This is a genomic window from Parabacteroides sp. HGS0025, assembly GCF_000969845.1.
GTDB lineage: Bacteria > Bacteroidota > Bacteroidia > Bacteroidales > Tannerellaceae > Parabacteroides > Parabacteroides gordonii.
In genome coordinates this window covers 2,714,539-2,732,033 of record NZ_KQ033902.1, presented here as the reverse complement: position 1 = coordinate 2,732,033, position 17,495 = coordinate 2,714,539, and the positions used below count along the sequence as shown (strand labels likewise).

At 41.9% G+C, this 17,495-nt stretch carries 15 protein-coding genes; 1 reads left to right on the top strand and 14 read right to left on the bottom strand.

Going from position 1 to position 17,495, the window contains the following annotated elements; genetic code table 11:
- Positions 1 to 76 precede the first annotated feature (76 nt).
- The 6 genes from HMPREF1212_RS10690 to HMPREF1212_RS10665 form a co-directional block, all read right to left on the bottom strand.
- Positions 77 to 1,297 (bottom strand): HU family DNA-binding protein, encoded by a 1,221-nt coding sequence (locus HMPREF1212_RS10690; protein ID WP_046149349.1) that lies wholly within the window; start codon positions 1,295 to 1,297, stop codon positions 77 to 79.
- Positions 1,290 to 1,580 (bottom strand): HU family DNA-binding protein, encoded by a 291-nt coding sequence (locus HMPREF1212_RS10685; RefSeq protein ID WP_028729256.1) that lies wholly within the window; start codon positions 1,578 to 1,580, stop codon positions 1,290 to 1,292. The genes HMPREF1212_RS10690 and HMPREF1212_RS10685 overlap by 8 nt, the downstream gene beginning before the upstream one ends.
- Positions 1,581 to 1,657: 77 nt before the next feature.
- The gene (rimO, locus tag HMPREF1212_RS10680; protein WP_028729255.1) at positions 1,658 to 2,956 is read right to left on the bottom strand and encodes a 30S ribosomal protein S12 methylthiotransferase RimO; all 1,299 of its coding nucleotides are present in this window, start codon (positions 2,954 to 2,956) and stop codon (positions 1,658 to 1,660) included.
- A 63-nt stretch (positions 2,957 to 3,019) separates the two neighbouring features.
- Complete coding sequence (gene ftsY, locus HMPREF1212_RS10675; protein WP_028729254.1) at positions 3,020 to 3,973, bottom strand: signal recognition particle-docking protein FtsY; 954 nt, start codon at positions 3,971 to 3,973, stop codon at positions 3,020 to 3,022.
- Between the two features lie 97 nt (positions 3,974 to 4,070).
- Positions 4,071 to 5,210, bottom strand: a complete 1,140-nt coding sequence (gene nspC, locus HMPREF1212_RS10670; protein ID WP_046149348.1) for a carboxynorspermidine decarboxylase — start codon at positions 5,208 to 5,210, stop codon at positions 4,071 to 4,073.
- An 86-nt stretch (positions 5,211 to 5,296) separates the two neighbouring features.
- Positions 5,297 to 7,633, bottom strand: coding sequence for an ATP-dependent helicase (locus tag HMPREF1212_RS10665; protein ID WP_046149347.1), 2,337 nt, complete (start codon positions 7,631 to 7,633; stop codon positions 5,297 to 5,299).
- A gap of 141 nt (positions 7,634 to 7,774) precedes the next feature.
- Here HMPREF1212_RS10665 and HMPREF1212_RS10660 point away from each other — a divergent pair, with 141 nt between their 5' ends.
- A complete protein-coding gene (locus HMPREF1212_RS10660) occupies positions 7,775 to 8,713 on the top strand; it encodes a helix-turn-helix domain-containing protein (RefSeq protein WP_046149346.1) in 939 nt (312 codons plus the stop codon).
- 8 nt (positions 8,714 to 8,721) lie between these two features.
- Here HMPREF1212_RS10660 and HMPREF1212_RS10655 read toward each other — a convergent pair whose 3' ends face one another.
- From HMPREF1212_RS10655 to HMPREF1212_RS26315, 8 genes are all read right to left on the bottom strand, one after another.
- Complete coding sequence (locus HMPREF1212_RS10655; protein ID WP_046149345.1) at positions 8,722 to 9,879, bottom strand: MalY/PatB family protein; 1,158 nt, start codon at positions 9,877 to 9,879, stop codon at positions 8,722 to 8,724.
- Positions 9,879 to 10,742 (bottom strand): DUF3737 family protein, encoded by an 864-nt coding sequence (locus tag HMPREF1212_RS10650; RefSeq protein WP_046149344.1) that lies wholly within the window; start codon positions 10,740 to 10,742, stop codon positions 9,879 to 9,881. Before HMPREF1212_RS10650 ends, HMPREF1212_RS10655 begins: the two co-directional genes overlap by 1 nt.
- Before the next feature lie 20 nt (positions 10,743 to 10,762).
- The gene (locus tag HMPREF1212_RS10645; RefSeq protein ID WP_046149343.1) at positions 10,763 to 11,275 is read right to left on the bottom strand and encodes a cyclophilin-like fold protein; all 513 of its coding nucleotides are present in this window, start codon (positions 11,273 to 11,275) and stop codon (positions 10,763 to 10,765) included.
- A gap of 240 nt (positions 11,276 to 11,515) precedes the next feature.
- Complete coding sequence (locus HMPREF1212_RS10640) at positions 11,516 to 12,835, bottom strand: ATP-binding protein (protein ID WP_046149342.1); 1,320 nt, start codon at positions 12,833 to 12,835, stop codon at positions 11,516 to 11,518.
- 153 nt (positions 12,836 to 12,988) lie between these two features.
- Entirely contained in the window at positions 12,989 to 13,942 is a 954-nt protein-coding gene (locus HMPREF1212_RS10635) for an NAD-dependent epimerase/dehydratase family protein (protein ID WP_046150338.1), read from the bottom strand.
- Between the two features lie 4 nt (positions 13,943 to 13,946).
- Entirely contained in the window at positions 13,947 to 15,119 is a 1,173-nt protein-coding gene (locus HMPREF1212_RS10630) for a glycosyltransferase family protein (RefSeq protein WP_046149341.1), read from the bottom strand.
- A gap of 226 nt (positions 15,120 to 15,345) precedes the next feature.
- The gene (locus tag HMPREF1212_RS10625) at positions 15,346 to 16,389 is read right to left on the bottom strand and encodes an NAD-dependent epimerase/dehydratase family protein (protein WP_028729244.1); all 1,044 of its coding nucleotides are present in this window, start codon (positions 16,387 to 16,389) and stop codon (positions 15,346 to 15,348) included.
- A 92-nt stretch (positions 16,390 to 16,481) separates the two neighbouring features.
- Positions 16,482 to 17,495: a glycosyltransferase family 2 protein gene (locus HMPREF1212_RS26315; RefSeq protein ID WP_052349897.1), complete on the bottom strand. Its 1,014-nt coding sequence runs from the start codon at positions 17,493 to 17,495 to the stop codon at positions 16,482 to 16,484.

Sequence of the window (17,495 nt, the reverse complement as noted above, 5' to 3'; positions counted from 1 at the left end):
TTCACTTTTGCAGTTAAATAATACTAACCCAACAGCAACTATTTTGTTTTATTTTACTTAAAAGAGTGGAGTTTTGTTACAAATTCCCGGACAGTATTTCCGTCTGACGCGCAGCTGCTTTATCTATCGAAGCACGACTATATTTATCGATGCCATACAGAGACGGATCCGGTACCAGTATTTCAGTGCCTACCGGGATGTTATTCGGGTCTTTTATCGCAGCTTTATTATAGTCATAAAGATAAACCCAGAATATCTTACTGCCATAATACTCCAGAGAGATCAGGGTCAAACGGCTACCCGTTTCTATTTTCACCTTGGCCAACACTTCAGGTGCTTTGGCAGGAACTTCCGGAGTCGTTACGGATGGTTCAGTTATAACAGTATCTTTTATTTCTTCAATTTCAACATCGGTTTCAGCTTCTACTTCATGAAGCGTATCGACAGCTGCTGTCGCTTGATCGGGTAAAGATCTTCCGGTTAAAACAGGAGTAGGTATTTCGGGGCCTAAAAAGAAACTACGGTTGAGATACAAAAATGTACTACCTGCAACAACAATAGCCACAATACCGGCAATGACCAATCCTCTTACCCAATGAGAAGAAGAAGGTTCTTCGTCTTCAAACTGATAATCTGTATCAGAAAAATCATTTGCAGAAGGGATTTGTCTGGGGTCCTCTTTCGGTTCTTCTTCGGAGATATCCTGCTGATCAACAGTTTCTTCCGGAGCATACTCTTCTATATCAGGAGCATTCGGAACTTCTTCAGGCACGACCTCTTCGGATGCGCTTTCCTCCTGTTCGACTTCTTCCGGCAACTCTTCTTTTTCTGTATCTTCAGGCACTTCCTCTGTAGATTGCAGAGATTCCACAACCTGCTCTTCTTCATTTTCGGGGATAACCTCTTCTACAGATTCATCTTCTGTTTCCTTTTCTTCCACGTCAGCAGAAACATCCAGATCTGTAAAATCGACATTTTCATTCAATTCTGTCGTTTCAAAGAATGAAAACGGTTTATTAACCAGTTCGCGCAACTCTTTATCAGGAAGAAATGAGAACTTATAATGTGCCGGTATCAGAAAGCGTTCACCTGTATTCACATGGATGCTCTCCCGTTTTTCCACCAAAACAACTTTAAAGGTACCAAGCCCTTTTACTTTAGCTATTTTATCCGTAAAAACACCTTGTGATACGATCGCAATAAACTCTCTCAGAAACTGTTCAGCACTGTTTCTGTCCTTTCCTGTACGTTCCGCTAATAAAGCAGCCAGATCTTGTATCGTCAGCCGACTATTCATTGTCGCTTAATTCTTTTAGTTTAGATTTGATAGTTGCCCCCGGCTTAAACACCGGAACCAATTTAGGGGGAACCAAATAACGTTTTCCATTTGCCGGATTTACAGAGATGCGTTCCGCTTTCTTCTTTATTTCAAACAGACCTAATCCCTGCAAGTAAATGGCATCATTATCTATCAGTTTCGAACCGACAACAGAGCCAAAAGCAGACAGCATTTCCGTTACTTCCTGTACAGTCCAGCCTAATTTTGCGGACAATTCTGTAATCAGTTCCTTGTTTTTCATACTTACTTCATCAATAGATTCAGCAGCGATATTAGTTATTTTTTTGTAAACAGACAAACTTATTAATGGTTTTTATATCAAAGAAACACTTTTCCGTAAAGGTCAAAAGCCTGTGATTCTTCGATAATTACGTTATAAAATTCTCCTGGATTTAGCGATAGTTGTTTAAAAACAACAACTTCCGGATCAACCTCCGGTGAGTCGAATTCGGTACGTCCGACATAACAATCTTCTTCTTCCCTGTCGACTATTATTTTAAAGTTTTGACCGACTTTCGCCTCATTTATTTCTGCGGAGATACCTTCCTGTATCCGCATAAGGTAATCCAAACGCTCCTGTTTTACTTCGTCGGGGACATCATCCGTATAGTTTTTGAATGAATAAGTGCCTTCTTCATGGCTATAAGCAAAAGCTCCCATACGTTCAAAACGTGCTTTCTTGACAAACTCGACAAGTTCTTCGAAATCTTCTTCCGTTTCTCCCGGATGGCCTACCATCAACGTCGTACGAAGGTGGATACCCGGAACTTCTTCACGGATACGCTCCAATAAGGCATAAGTTTCTTCTTTCGTGATATTACGGCGCATCTTTTTAAGCATGGGGTTACTGATATGCTGCAAGGCTATATCTAAATATTTGCAGACATTATCGCGCTCACGCATCACCCGCAGCAGATCATAAGGGAAATGAGACGGATAACCATAATGCAAACGGATCCATTCCACACCGGGGATATCGGAAATACGTTCGACTAATTCCGGCAAAGCGTATCTTTTATAGATATCCAGTCCGTAATAAGTCAAATCCTGTGCAATAACCTGAAACTCCTTTACTCCCTGCGCTACGAGCAAACGAACCTCCTCCTCTATCTGTTCCATCGGAATAGACTGGTAATGGCCGGTACTGATAGGAATAGCGCAATAAGAACATGTACGGTTACACCCTTCAGCAATCTTCAGAAATGCGTAATGCTTCGGAGTAGTTAACACACGGTCTGAAGCCAACTCACGGTGATAAGATTTCCCAATATCCGCAAGGAGCTCTTTCCAGTTGAATTTCCCATAGAAATGGTCAACCTCGGGTAATTCCTGCTTCATTTCTTCCAAGAAACGTTCAGTAAGACAACCCATTACATATAGCTGACCGATCTTCCCTTTTTTCTTTGCTTCGCCCAGTTCCAGAATCATATTGATCGACTCTTCCTGGGCATCACCGATAAAGCCGCAGGTATTTACCACCACGATCTCTCCGTTTATCTTATGCGGATCATGTTCTACGGTATAACCATTGGCGACAAACTGACGCATCAACTGTTCCGAGTCTACCAGATTCTTCGAACAGCCAAGCGTGATTATATCTACTTTATTTTTTCTCATACTTATTATTACAAACAAAAAGGGTGTTACAATTCCTGTAACACCCACTTTTATGTGATATGATTATTCTCCAAATAATGAATTTACAAATTCTTTTTTGTTAAATACCTGCAAATCCTCTATACCTTCACCCAGTCCGATATACTTTACCGGAATACGGAAATGATCTGAAATACCGATCACTACACCACCTTTTGCCGTTCCATCCAACTTCGTCACAGCCAGAGCATTCACTTCGGTAGCGGCAGTAAATTGTTTTGCCTGTTCAAATGCATTCTGTCCTGTCGAACCATCCAATACCAACAAAACTTCGTGGGGAGCATCAGGAATGACCTTCTTCATCACGTTCTTGATCTTGGTAAGCTCATTCATCAGGTTAATCTTATTGTGCAAACGTCCTGCCGTATCGATAATAATAACATCAGCATCATTTACCTTGGCAGAACTAAGCGTATCGAATGCTACGGAAGCAGGATCGGAACCCATTTTCTGTTTTACAATAGGAACACCTACACGTTCGCTCCAGATCACCAACTGTTCCACAGCGGCTGCACGGAATGTATCGGCTGCACCCAGATAAACGCTCTTACCGGCTTTCTTGAACTGGTAAGCCAATTTCCCGATCGTAGTTGTTTTGCCAACCCCGTTTACACCGACAACCATGATAACATACGGCTTCTTATCTTCCGGTACAGTAAAGCTTTCAGCATCTTCCGTATTATTTTCAGTCAGTAAAGTTGCGATCTCATCACGCAACAACGTTGTAAGTTCCTGAGTAGTGACATACTTATCCCGGGCCACACGCTTTTCGATACGTTCAATGATCTTCAACGTAGTATCTACACCGACATCGGAAGTGATAAGTACCTCTTCCAGATTATCCAATACTTCATCATCGACCTTGCTCTTTCCTGCAATAGCCCTGGTGAGTTTAGAAAATACAGTTTCTTTTGTCTTAGATAACCCTTTGTCTAAAGTTTCTTTCTTTTCTTTACTGAAAAAGCTAAAAATACCCATATATTAATTCGCTTAATTTATTTCTGCTTAGAATGAGACCGCTAAGTTACAACTTTTTTAGTTGACAGCCGACAGTTGACTACGGAAAGTTGTTCATTTAACTGTTTCTTCCTTTATAATCTTCGTAACCGAACGTCCGGTAAATCACCAATTCATCGTCTTTACTCCAAAGAGCCAGTGCCGGATGCGGTATACCGTTGAACATCGAAGTCTTCACGATGGTATAATGGATCATATCTTCAAAGATGATCTTATCCCCTACTTTCAAAGGCTCGTCAAACGACCAGTCTCCCATATAGTCCCCACTCAGACAACTGTTTCCTCCAATACGGTAAGTCGGCTTTCCTTCCACCTTATCAGTTGCATGACGAATAACCGGTTTATAAGGCATTTCAAGGCAATCTGGCATATGACAGGTAAAAGAAGCATCTATAATCGCTGTCTTTATACCGTGATTTTCTACGATATCCACCACTGTTGTCAATAAAAATCCGGTCTGCCAGGCGAAAGCACTTCCAGGCTCCATAATAAGCTCTAGATTAGGGTACTTAGCCTTAAATGATTGAAGTAATGATATCAGATGTTCCGTGTCATAATCTTTGCGTGTCATTAAATGACCACCTCCCATATTCAGCCACTTGATATGCGGTAGAAAGCGCCCGAAACGTTTTTCTACTTCAGATAATGTTTTCTCCAGATCATACGATGTCGATTCGCACAACGTATGGAAATGCAATCCTTCCACACCTTCCGGCAATTTATCACCCAACAGGTCTGCAATGATCCCCATCCGCGAACCGGGAGCACAGGGGTTATACAAGTCAGTCTCCACATCCGAATATTCAGGATTGATACGCAGACCACAGGATATGCGGTTACCGTCAGCCTTCACCATCGGATAGAATCGTTCAAACTGCGATAATGAATTAAACGTAATATGACTGCTGTATTTCAATATGGCAGGGAAATCAGCCTCTGTATAAGCCGGTGAATAAGTATGTGCCGGACTTCCCATTTCCTCAAAAGCCAACTGTGCTTCAAACTTCGAACTGGCAGTTGAATATGGGATATATTCGCGAACGATAGGAAAAGATTTCCATAAAGCAAAAGCTTTAAAAGCAAGAATAATATTCACCCCTGCCCGCTCCTTCACACGTTTAATAAGCGCCAGGTTATTACGGAGCAGCTTCTCTTCCATCACATAGCACGGAGATGGTATTACGTTGAAATCGATCATTTAGCTATATCTTTCTTAAAAAATTAAGGTACAAAGATAATAACTAAACTCGTTCGTGACAGGTCGACAGGGAGAAATTTATTATTTCACTCTATAATCGTCAACCGTGCAAACTTCAGCAACAACTGTTTTTGTCCGAAATGGGTAAATGAAACGGTTGCTTTTGCATTTCCTCCATCGCCCTCAATAGCTACTACTTCGCCTTCTCCGAAACGATCGTGACGAACCTTGGCACCCACACGCAAACCGGAAAGGTCTGAAGCCGGAGCAGAAGAAGCCATCGGTGTTGAAGTTGCCGTTTCCACCTTCGTCAAGCGTTGACGCTGAGCAGCTTGGGCAACAGGAGAAACAAAGGTAGCCTCCTCCTTCTCCATCGCACGCGGTTGCTGGAAAGGAGATGTAAACGTCGGACGTTGAAAACGTTCGCGGGCAGCAGCAAAGGTATCGGCTGACGTATCGGCCGGAAGATCCAGAAACTGTACATCGATATCCTTCAGGAAACGACTGGGCGAACACATCACACTCTGCCCGTTCCTGAAACGGCTCTTGGCATAAGTCAACACACAATTCTCCTCAGCACGCGTAATCGCCACATAAAATAAACGACGTTCCTCTTCTACCGCACGCGGATTATCCTTCGACATTTGCGACGGGAACAGGTCTTCTTCCAGTCCGACCACAAACACATTCCTGAACTCCAACCCCTTCGCAGCATGCACAGTCATCATCGTCACCTTATTAGCCTGCTCGTCTTTATCATTATCCTGGTCAGTCAGCAAAGATACTTCAGAAAGGAAATCGGCCAAAGAAACCTGCTCCACTCCCTCTTCACGGCGAAGCTCACAGAACTCGGCTATCCCTTTCAACAACTCCTGCAAGTTCTCCTGCTTACTGATACCTTCTACCGAACGATCCTGAAAAAGTGTACTTACAAGACCACTCTCTTTCACCACAATGGCCGCCAGTTCTTCTGCAGACAAACGGATATTCTGTTCCATAAAACGTTCCATCATTTCACGAAAATCCGTCAGCTTCTTAGCCGTTCCGCTATTGATAGGCAACGCATAATCGATCGGAGCATTCAATACCGTCCACAAACTTACATTATTCTCCGTAGCGGCACTGATCAGTTTGCCGACAGTCGTATCACCGATTCCACGCGACGGATAGTTGATGACACGCTTAAAAGCTTCTTCGTCATGCGGATTCACAATCAGGCGAAAATATGATATAATATCCTTTATCTCCTTACGCTGATAGAAAGACAAACCACCGTATATCTTGTAAGGAATACCCCTTTTGCGCAAGGCTTCCTCCAATATACGTGACTGCGCATTCGTCCGGTATAAAATAGCAAAATCCGCATAATCATAATCCCTGCGCAACCGCATATCATTGATAGCAGAAGCAACCGCATATCCTTCCTCATAATCCGAGTAAGAAGCAGATACCCGCACCTTACTACCTTCCTCCTTCTCCGAATAAACATTTTTCTGTATTTGCTCCTTATTCTTATGAATCAGGCTATTGGCCGCATTTACGATATTTTGTGTAGAACGGTAGTTGCGTTCCAATTTGAAGATACGGCATCCCGGATATTGATTCTTAAATTGCAGGATATTATCGATATTAGCCCCGCGAAAAGAATAGATACTTTGCGCATCATCTCCCACTACACAGATACGACGATGTTGTTCGCATAGTTTCTGAACAATCAAATGCTGGGCGAAGTTCGTATCCTGATACTCGTCAACCAATACGAACTGGAAGAAGCCGCGGTATTTCTCCAACACCTGCGGATGATCACGGAACAGGATATTCGTCTGAAGCAGTAAATCATCGAAATCCATTGCTCCGGCCTGCTGGCACCGATTCTGATACCGTTTATATATTTCACGCAACAAAGGCACTTTTGAGTCGATATCATGCTGCATCAGTTCCTTACTTTGCTCGTAAGCTTTCCAGGTCACCAATGCATTTTTGGCATTTGAGATACGGCTCTGTACCATACCGGGACGATACACTTTGTCATCCAGCTGCATCTCTTTCATGATCGCTTTCAACAGGCTTTTTGAATCTGTCGTATCATAAATCGTAAAATTAGAAGGATACCCGATATGTTCAGCTTCATAACGCAGGATACGTGAAAAGATCGAGTGGAAAGTCCCCATCCACAAACGTCGGGCAGTCTGTTCACTGGTAATCGCTGCAATACGTTCTTTCATCTCACGGGCAGCCTTATTGGTGAAGGTGAGCGCCAGGATGCTTTGAGGTGCCAGCCCCAGATGTACTAAATAAGCAATTTTATAAGTAAGCACTCTGGTCTTACCGGAACCGGCACCGGCGATCACCAGTGACGGCCCTTCATTATATACCACAGCTTCACGCTGACTTTCATTCAGTTGATTCAGATATTCTTCCACGTACCTTTTCTTTTAGGAACACAAAGGTACTAATTTTTATTTATCCGGTTTCATCAAATCATCATTCGTGCAAATCGATACAATTCTGTAAGTCCGGATCACAATAATTTCTTATCTTTGGGCGTTAATAAAAGAAAAACGATGAACACACGGTTAGCAGCAAATCTATCGGTACTCTTTACAGCCTGCATGCTTGTACTCTCATTCAGTTTCGGCTTTCATAATTACTCGGTGACACAGAAAGCAATCGTTTCGGATCTGAACCAGGCATTACAGCAAACCATCATGCAGAATTCAGGACAATGGATGAATCAGGATACACTCAAGACCTATTCGCGCCTGTCCGCCCTTTTCGGAAATCCGGTTTCCATCGAAAGCTATAATAAAGATTTTGCCGAAGCACTGAAGTTCGAACAATTAAAAGACAAAAGCGGTATCATCGTACATGTAATAAATAAGAAATCCATAGGTAAACCCGTTGCAGACACAACACCGGGAAAAGATCAAACCCAAAATTACCTGGCAAGCGATACCGTTATCTGGTTAAGCGCCAATTTGAATCTCCCCGAATCATCCCAGGAAGATCTGGGAATATCTTTCCAGGGATATGTAAATTATTCCACATCCGACGTATTGGCACTGACTGACAAAAAGGCTCCCCTCCTGCTCCTGATAGCTGCTTTCATAGCCGGTTGCCTTTCATGGGTTTTGATGAGACGCAAACAGGCTGAGACTCCTGTACAAAAAGAAAACCTTATCGCTTTCGGAAATCTTACTTTCTCGTGCGATAAGGCTTATTTCTTTAAAGAAGACCAGGAAAAACTGAGACTGACCCCGCAACAGTATAAAGTAATGGAGATGTTTTTCCTTTCTTCCTCCCATGTGCTGGCCAGAACAGATATCTGCGACGCATTATGGCCAGGCAAGGAGAATGCCGACGAAACACTGAACACGCTGATACGCCGTCTCCGTCCGCTTATCGAGGATAACAGCAACCTGAAGATAACGACAGACCGGGGACGGGCTTATCAACTGGAGATCAAAGAACCGGTGACAGAAGTATATACTCAGACTGCATAAACGAAGATCTATTTTAATGCACGTGCTATCCTGTTCAATCCTTCGATCAGTAGTTGCCGCGGGCAAGCTATATTGATACGTATGAAACCATCTCCGGCTTCACCATACATACTACCTTCGTTTACCCAAAGCATCTCTTTCTCAAGCAGCATCTTTACAATCTCTTCCGACGATTGTTTCAAAACAGAGCAATCCACCCAAACCAGATAAGTACCCTCCAATGCCAAAACCGGGAACTGAGGAAGCTGTTCCTCGAAAAATCTCTTCAGATAATTATAATTTCCCAGCAGATACTGCCTGAGTTCTTCCAGCCATTCTTCCCCCTCATTATAGGCAGCGATCAAGGCCTCTACAGCAAAAGGATTGATCTCGCAAACCTCGTTTACGTTGAGTGCCTTGTCTATTTTCTTCCTGACAGCCGGATTTGCAGCAAAAATATTGGCAACCTGCAGGCCTGCCAGGTTAAATGCTTTGCTGGGCGACGTACAAGTCACGGAAGAATGAAGGAAATCTTCGGAAATGGAAGCAAACGGAATATACTGATGACCGGGATAAACCAGTTCACAATGTATTTCGTCTGCCACAACAAAGACATCATTCCTAAGACAGATTTCACCGATACGGGTCAACTCCTGCCTCGTCCATACCCTTCCTGCCGGGTTATGCGGATTACACAACAATAGTAATTTTACCCGGGGATCAGCCGCTTTCTTTTCCAGACCGTCAAAATCGACAGAATAGGCTCCATTCCGATAGATTAGCGGATTAGCAACCATCTCACATTCATCGTTACGGATAGAAGAAAAGAAACAATTATACACAGGAGTCTGTACCAGAACCTTATCCCCCGGATGAGTCAACGCTTTGATAATGGCGGACAAGGCCGGAACCACTCCGGTAGTAAAAAGTATCCAGTCTTTCTCTACCCTCCAACTATGCCGGCGTTTGAACCAATCCCCTATAGCATCGTAATAAGCCGCAGGAACTTTCACATAGCCGAAAATACCATGTTCCACCCGTTTCCTTAATGCTTCAACCACAGCGGGAGCCGTACGGAAATCCATATCGGCCACCCACATAGGCAAAACATCCTCACTTCCCGCACTATCCCATTTATAGGAATTGCTTCCGCGACGCGGTACTAATTCATCAAAATTGTATTTCATTAATTGAAACAAGTTCTCGTATCCCACAATCTGATCTCACAATCCCCCGGAGTCTTGCAATTCTCGTCGAAGATAATATCCCCATAACTTTCTGCAATAATCAAACCGCCACTGGGGTTCTTCACACTATGAACCGGCCCGTCGATCCGTGCCTGCAGCGTGCTGTATTCAAAGCACAGATCAGCATCCTCGCCCATCGTACAATTTACCATTACCAGATCTTTTGCATAACAAAGAGGTTGTGTACCGGAAATCTTACAATTGACAAGCCGCAGATTTTTTGAATGCCAGCCCAGATATTCACCGTCCAACGTCGAGTTATAGACGGTTACATTTTCCGTATTCCAGAAAGCATCTTTCGAATGGATTTCAGCATTATGAATTTCCACATTCTTGCAGTACTGGAAAGAGTAATTACCTCTCAGTATAAAATCTTCGATACGGATATCGGCACCGTGAATAAACAGATAATCGCCTTTATCGACCGTCACATTTTTCATTTCTACATTTTTACAATGCCAGAGCGTTTCCTGCGCATTCGGCAATTGTACGTTTTCCAGTTTTATCCCATCCATTTCGCGGAACATCTTCGGTGCTTCTACTAACGTATCCTTCATATACAGGTTCCTGGAATACCAAAGAGCAGCACGCGCACCTTCGGTAAACATACAGTTCTTCACCACAAAGCTATCGTTATGCCAGAAAGGATATTTTCCTTCAAACCGGCAGTTTACAGCTTCTATGTTCCTACACTCTTTCAAAGCCGACTCTCCCGGATAAATTGTAACATCTTCCAACTGCAGGTCACGCGTGGCAAACAACGGACGCTCGCCTTCATAAGATTTATTCCTGATTAATTCCATATTCGATCATTTATTCGTTTTTATTGTAATTCAAAAGTCACCGTCACATTTCCTGAACCCACGGCTGCATTAAGCCCTGACACATCGTTAATACGTCCGAGCCGGCTATAGCTGTAGGAAGTAGAGAAGGTCTTATAAAAAAGTACCACTGTATTGCTCCCCCATAACATCAAGTCGCCGTTTTGTATAGTACCGGAGCTGGATGCAGCTGTAGGCAGGTTACCCAGCAAATTGTAGTACTTCTCGTTCCCGTTCATTTCATTCATGTTGACCGTCATCGGCAATAAAGCTTTGAATGCGGTAGCCGTCGCATTATCGGAAAGAGTGGCTGTGAATGTAGATGAACCGATCTTAATCTTCATTGTGTTGCTCATAGGATTATCGTTATTGTCATCGTTGTCTCCGTCACCGGGAGTATCTGTTTGCCCCGGAACATCCGTATCGGGCAGTTCTATCGGGCCATCTGTATCACAAGATGCAAAACAGAAGGTAAAAGATAAAAGCGAGAATAGTACGATTAATGAATGTTTCATATCCTTCTTTTTTTAATGATTTGCTTTTCTATATTTCCACATTGCAAATGTACGGCAGGAAAAACACATCTTTTGTAGACGGATTACTGGTATAATTACCCAAATTACAGGAATTAAAGATAGACATTTGGCTTTGTGGTCCAAGCCGAATGAAAGAGGATAGTAATGTGGATTTTGTAAAATGCGATAGATATAACGATAATATAGTATTAAATTCAAGGTTATGAAAGATTTAAACTCTTAAATCTCTGATACAGCATATAAAGGATAAACCCGAATTTTCTCATAAGTCGAATAAGGCTCAAGAGCACATCTGATTCCATAGGGCGCTCCTTTTTTCTCTAAAAACAAATATAAGCTCTGCATGGATCCTCGCTTACCGGCTTTTACTTCCAGAGGAATAATATCTCCATGTCGTATTATCACATAATCGACTTCAGCCTGTGATTTAGGCTCCTCTCGCTGCCAATAATACAAACGCTGCCATTCATAAGGGTTGTCATATTTTAAAAGTTCCAGGCCTACAAACATTTCTGCCAGGCTTCCCTTATTAACAAATTCTATTGGTTCTGAAAGTAAAAAATCCTCCACTTTCAAATGATGTAAACGTAACAACAAAGCCGTATCCAGAAAAATAAACTTTCGAAATTTCTCATTTGCATCCGCCCCTAAAGGCTGTCCGTTTGCAGAAGTATGCGTAACCGGTATGATAACACCAGCCATTGTCAAAAGTTGTAGAGCCTCTTTTACCTGTCGTGAATCATAATTCGCAACACTTGCATACTTGAACTTCGCACAAACATTTGCCGCTATGACATTCATTACATTGCGGAGTAACTGGGGATTGACTTTCGATCCGTACTTTGAAAAATCATCCATATAGGACTGCACAATATCATTATGCACATCCCTACATTCCTGATAATTATGAGTCTGACACCATAGACTTACTGCCGCCGGCATCCCTCCGACCAAATGAAAATAACGAATCTGCTCTACCAGCTTATCATGTAAAGGTTCTGTCAAAGGATTTTCCGGAGATGCATTTTTCTTTGCCTCTAAAAGCCCTGTCAAATTCTGCGCTTCCAAAAACTCATTAAATGAAAACGGATACATAAATAATGATCGAATCCTCCCAACCCCAAACGATTGCAAATCTTTCAGGGCAAACTCCAACAGTGAACCTGCAGCAATAACATGTAATTGCTGATAATCTTCATAAAAAAAACGTAAAGAACTGATAGCCTCTTTACTCCCTTGTATTTCATCAATAAACAAAAGTGTTTCACCCGGTATAATAGGGGTAGATACCAGAACAGACAAATCCCTGCAAATTCTTTGTGGAGACAGATCTCCTTCAAATATCTTTTTGAGGTTCTTATCCCTTTCCAGATTCAATTCGACAAAATACTTAAATGATTTAGCCAAATGCCTCACAGCCGAAGATTTTCCCACCTGCCTTGCCCCCCTGATCAGAAGAGGTTTATGTCTCCGGTCTTCCTTCCATTTCAGAAGCTCCTTATCTATGGTACGTGGTATATATACATTATCATTTGTCATAATTCCGAATTTAAACTGGTTTTCAATGACAAAGATAGTATTTTGTAGAAAATTCGCACCATAAAAACGATCTTTTTGCAGAAAAATCAGATCATAGAATTCGTATTTTTGTAATAAATACAGACCATAAAAATATGACTAGGACAACAAACATTACAAAAACTCAAACTCTAACGTTTTGGCCAGCCCTTCTCCTAAGGTATAAGGAGCTTTAAAACCGGAGGTATGCATTTTTGTGGCATCGAATTGAGTCGTAGCACAAAATTTCTTTACACGGATGGAACTGATTGACAACTTTTTCCGGGAGACAAAAGCCAAACAATCAAAACAATACCCTCCCAGCATACCTAACCAATAAGGGAAATGAGTTGTCGGTATATGCTTCTTCAAAACCTCACTGACATGTCCAACCAGTTCATTCATTGTGAAATCCGGCTGATCGACATAATTATAGACATTATATCCCTCTCCTTTTTCCTCGACAAGAAACTTTATAAAAGCAACGATACTCCCCACATATGCCATAGATTTTTTATTATTCCCATTCCCCACCATCAGGAACTTTCCACTGGCTATTTGCCGTAACAGATTGTATACATTTCCTCTGTTACGCTCGCCAAATATGACCGTCGGGCGAATTATGTTAATATTCCAATCGGGATGCGACCGGTACCATTCCTGTAACACCTGTTCCGCCTGCCACTTGCTATTACCATAATGGTTAAACGGATCAGCTGGATGATTTTCGTCCGGATTCTTTTTATTTAAACCGTAAACAGCCACCGAACTTGTAAAAACAATCCGTTTAACACCGTTTGCTTCCATCGCTTTCAATGTATTCCGCATTCCCCCTACGTTTACATCCTGATAGAGAGATACTGGTGTGACATCATCCCGATGCTCTGCCGCCAGCAAAACAACAACATCCGTTCCTGCCAGTAAAGAAACCAGTTTCTTTTTATCCAGTACATTTGCTATCGAGGTAATTTCCGGATAAAATAAACTCTGTTGTTTATCTATATTCTGCAACGAATAAAGTGTCGGTTTAAGAAGTTCAATCAACCGGGAACCAACAAACCCGGAAGCTCCGATAAGTGTGATCTTCATTTTATTATATACTTTTACAATATTGAACAATTTCCCGGAAAGCATTATCCTGCATAGCAGCCAACCGGTCTGCATATTCCAGCGCAGCTTTTTTTTTCTGCCGGATCGAATCCTGATCGACTGATCGATAAAACGCATTAATTGAAGAGTCATAATCATCCGTTTCAGGAATGAGCCAGATAGCATCCGGAAACATAGTATACCCTTCCGACTGTTCAGAAGCATTATACAATACCGGAGTCCCCGCACAGATTGCACTAACAACTTTGGAAGGAACACAAACATGATCCCAGCAAGTTAACAACGAAGCAACATTGATATCGGCAAAAGTAAGTTCTTCAGCCGAAACATAATCCGTCAAAACTACTCCGGGAATTGAACTTACCACAGGTAAAACTCTCCCGGCCTTAGCCCCGTAAAGAGAAAGTATTATGGCAAACTTATCGGGATCCAACAATTCGATAAGCCGGGTCAAAAAATAGTCGTCATGTGCCTCTCCCAGATTTCCTGCATAACACAGGATTATTTTCTCTCTATACTGTTCTTTCCACCAGGGAACTACTCCCCCAACAGCTTGCCTGACCGGATTTATTCCGCAGGGTAGTATCGTATGAGGAATTTCAGTTTTATATTTATCCCTCAAATAACCATACTGCTGTTCTCCCAAAGCGATCATAAAGTCAGGAGTATGCCGATAGACATACTGATGTATGAGTCTGAATGCGGAATTACCGGCACTCACCAGTCCGGCCGAACAAAAAGCATCCGGATATAAATCCATCGTCCAGAATACCCACCGCGAACGGCTGAAATGCTTAAATACGGCCGCCCAGAAATTGATCAGTGACGGATTGGTAAGTACAATCCGTACATCCGCATCGGTCATCCGGCAAGCACTGAATACCAGCCGAAAGCCGTCCAGCAAGCTGACCAATAACCGGCATATCTTATTACTGCCGTTATAAATCGCCTTCAGCTCCGTAACCTGGTAGGGTAACTGAACATTTTCGGCAACCTGCCCTTTATAAATGGCATCGATCGAGAAAGTATGAACCTCCAACCCATTCGAATAAAGGAGATCTGCCATCAACCTGACAGATCTCCCCGCTATGGACGGATGCCGGGGACTGAATTTCTCTATGATATCTACTTTTATTATTTTTCTTTCCTTATTCATAACTCACCTGTTATCGCTATCAAGCAATTTCAACAAACCGACAAATACAAGAATGAATACAAATCTTTTGATAAATTCAAGCCTGATCCGGGTAAAAAAGCCATTTTAAATTATGAGGAATACAAACGTTTATCTTTCTCGAAATATCTGTTTTCCCGGCAATTTCTTCATCGACAGCCGCGAACGTAGGAAATAGGAAGGCTGTTTCAGATTGATGATATAAGTTTTATCTTATCTGCCATCCTTCATATATTTCCCGGAAAATCTGATCCAATGAGCGTGTAATATCCCAAGCCGGATAATGTGCCTTCATCTTACTTAAGTCGCTGTAGTAGCAGATATGATCTCCTATACGATTCTCATCCGTATAATCATAGATCATCTTCTTGCCGGATAGTTTTTCTATTTTATCAAAAGCTTCCCATATCGAACAAGTATTATCCTTTCCACCACCGATATTATAGACTTCCGCCACACGCGGAGCTTTAATAAACTCTTCCATAAAACGAGCCACATCATACGAATGGATATTATCACGCACCTGTTTACCCTTATATCCGAACACATGATACGCTTTCCCTTCCAGGTTACATTTGATTAGATAACTCAGAAAGCCATGAAGTTCCACCCCTGTATGGTTCGGCCCGGTCAGACAACCACCCCGTAATATACAACTCGGCATTCCGAAGTAACGCCCATATTCCTGCACCATCACATCCCCGGCTACTTTGGAAGCCCCGAAAATGGAATGTTTACTTTGATCGATACGGAATGTTTCAGGAATACCGTTCAAATAAGCATCATCCGCATATTCCCAACGGGTTTCCAGTTCTTTCATAGGGATCTCATTCGGCGCATCCCCGTATACTTTATTGGTCGACATATGCAGGAAAGGGATATCCAGGCGGTAACGGCGGGTCGCTTCCAGCATATTTAACGTACCGACGGCATTCGTATCGAAATCGTCGAACGGGATCGATGCCGCCCGGTCATGGCTCGGCTGGGCAGCCGTATGGACAATTGCATCCGGTTGAATTTCGGAAACAAGACGGATAATACCTTCCCTGTCACGAATATCCATTTCGTGATGTACAAAACCCGGAATCAAACGTTGCAAACGTTTCTGGTTCCAACGCGTATCGCCCTGTGGCCCGAAGAATACAGCCCGTTGATCATTGTCAACCCCATGTATTTCCCATCCTAGTTCAGAGAAATGCATACACACTTCCGAACCTATCAGTCCGGAAGAACCTGTTACTAAAAGTTTCATAAATTAGAATTATTAAGTTTATATTAGCTCTATGCACCTGCTATAAATCATGTGCATATATTTATTTCGACTATATATATTTGATTTTTTCATCATCGAAATCCTATTCGATGGAATAATTTGGAAAGACTGAATATCGACATGAAAAACAGGTCAGCCAGAAAATCATTTTTTAATCTCATTCCTATACCCAATACCCCGCTTTCATAATTTCCATATGAAAAACAATCCCGAAGTTTGTTTAAATAATCCAATCGTTTTTTTCTTTTCGGAACATTATTCAAACGGTACATATTTATTATCGTCATTTGCTTTTCTTTCTGACTAAATAATTTAGCAGCATTATTGAATACATGACTTTTCAAATGGTCAGCCAATAAATGTATTTTTTCACATTCAATGATACACGACAAATAATGTTGGTTAAAATCTATATTTCTATTAAATGATTGGGAAGATAAATGAATCCGATAGTAGTAAGTACAAACCGGATATAACCTGACTGATTCTATTGTTAAGCAATAGTCAAACATAAATACGGCATCTTCATGATAGGGTAACCGAGAATCAAATCGTATTTGACGAGAATGGATAATCTCCGTTTTTAAAGACTTATTACACGCATATCCAAACTCGTTACAATTGAGCAGTTCAGATAAAACATCCGGTAAAGATACTGTACTTTCGGCAGAAATATTATTTAATGGCACATTACTTATAACTCCCTCGAACTCGCGCGACATTTCTGTATAAACGATATCATAATCAAATTCTTTTCGAGCTTCCACGTAAGATTTTAAATAATCTGCAGATACCCAGTCATCCGAATCTACAAAATTAATATAACGCCCGCATGCCTTTTCCATTCCCTTATTTCTGGCAGCAGATACGCCTGAATTCTTTTCATGAAAAACCCGTATCCGTGAATCTTTCTTTTCATATTCGTCACAAATAAATCCACTTCTGTCTGTCGAACCATCATCTATCAAAAGCAACTCAAAATCAGAAAAAGTTTGTGCTAACAAACTGTCTATGCAAACGTTTATAAATTGTTCGGTATTATAAACCGGAACAATAATCGAAAAAACCGGCAATTTCTTAACCAT

Bases quoted from the DNA above. Each gene is read 5' to 3' on its own strand.
- HMPREF1212_RS10690 (WP_046149349.1), bottom strand. From the start codon at position 1,297: ATGAATAGTCGGCTGACGATACAAGATCTGGCTGCTTTATTAGCGGAA.
- HMPREF1212_RS10685 (WP_028729256.1), bottom strand. From the start codon at position 1,580: ATGAAAAACAAGGAACTGATTACAGAATTGTCCGCAAAATTAGGCTGG.
- rimO (WP_028729255.1), bottom strand. From the start codon at position 2,956: ATGAGAAAAAATAAAGTAGATATAATCACGCTTGGCTGTTCGAAGAAT.
- ftsY (WP_028729254.1), bottom strand. From the start codon at position 3,973: ATGGGTATTTTTAGCTTTTTCAGTAAAGAAAAGAAAGAAACTTTAGAC.
- nspC (WP_046149348.1), bottom strand. From the start codon at position 5,210: ATGATCGATTTCAACGTAATACCATCTCCGTGCTATGTGATGGAAGAG.
- HMPREF1212_RS10660 (WP_046149346.1), top strand. From the start codon at position 7,775: ATGAACACACGGTTAGCAGCAAATCTATCGGTACTCTTTACAGCCTGC.
- HMPREF1212_RS10655 (WP_046149345.1), bottom strand. From the start codon at position 9,879: ATGAAATACAATTTTGATGAATTAGTACCGCGTCGCGGAAGCAATTCC.
- HMPREF1212_RS10650 (WP_046149344.1), bottom strand. From the start codon at position 10,742: ATGGAATTAATCAGGAATAAATCTTATGAAGGCGAGCGTCCGTTGTTT.
- HMPREF1212_RS10645 (WP_046149343.1), bottom strand. From the start codon at position 11,275: ATGAAACATTCATTAATCGTACTATTCTCGCTTTTATCTTTTACCTTC.
- HMPREF1212_RS10640 (WP_046149342.1), bottom strand. From the start codon at position 12,835: ATGACAAATGATAATGTATATATACCACGTACCATAGATAAGGAGCTT.
- HMPREF1212_RS10635 (WP_046150338.1), bottom strand. From the start codon at position 13,942: ATGAAGATCACACTTATCGGAGCTTCCGGGTTTGTTGGTTCCCGGTTG.
- HMPREF1212_RS10630 (WP_046149341.1), bottom strand. From the start codon at position 15,119: ATGAATAAGGAAAGAAAAATAATAAAAGTAGATATCATAGAGAAATTC.
- HMPREF1212_RS10625 (WP_028729244.1), bottom strand. From the start codon at position 16,389: ATGAAACTTTTAGTAACAGGTTCTTCCGGACTGATAGGTTCGGAAGTG.
- HMPREF1212_RS26315 (WP_052349897.1), bottom strand. From the start codon at position 17,495: ATGGTTAAGAAATTGCCGGTTTTTTCGATTATTGTTCCGGTTTATAAT.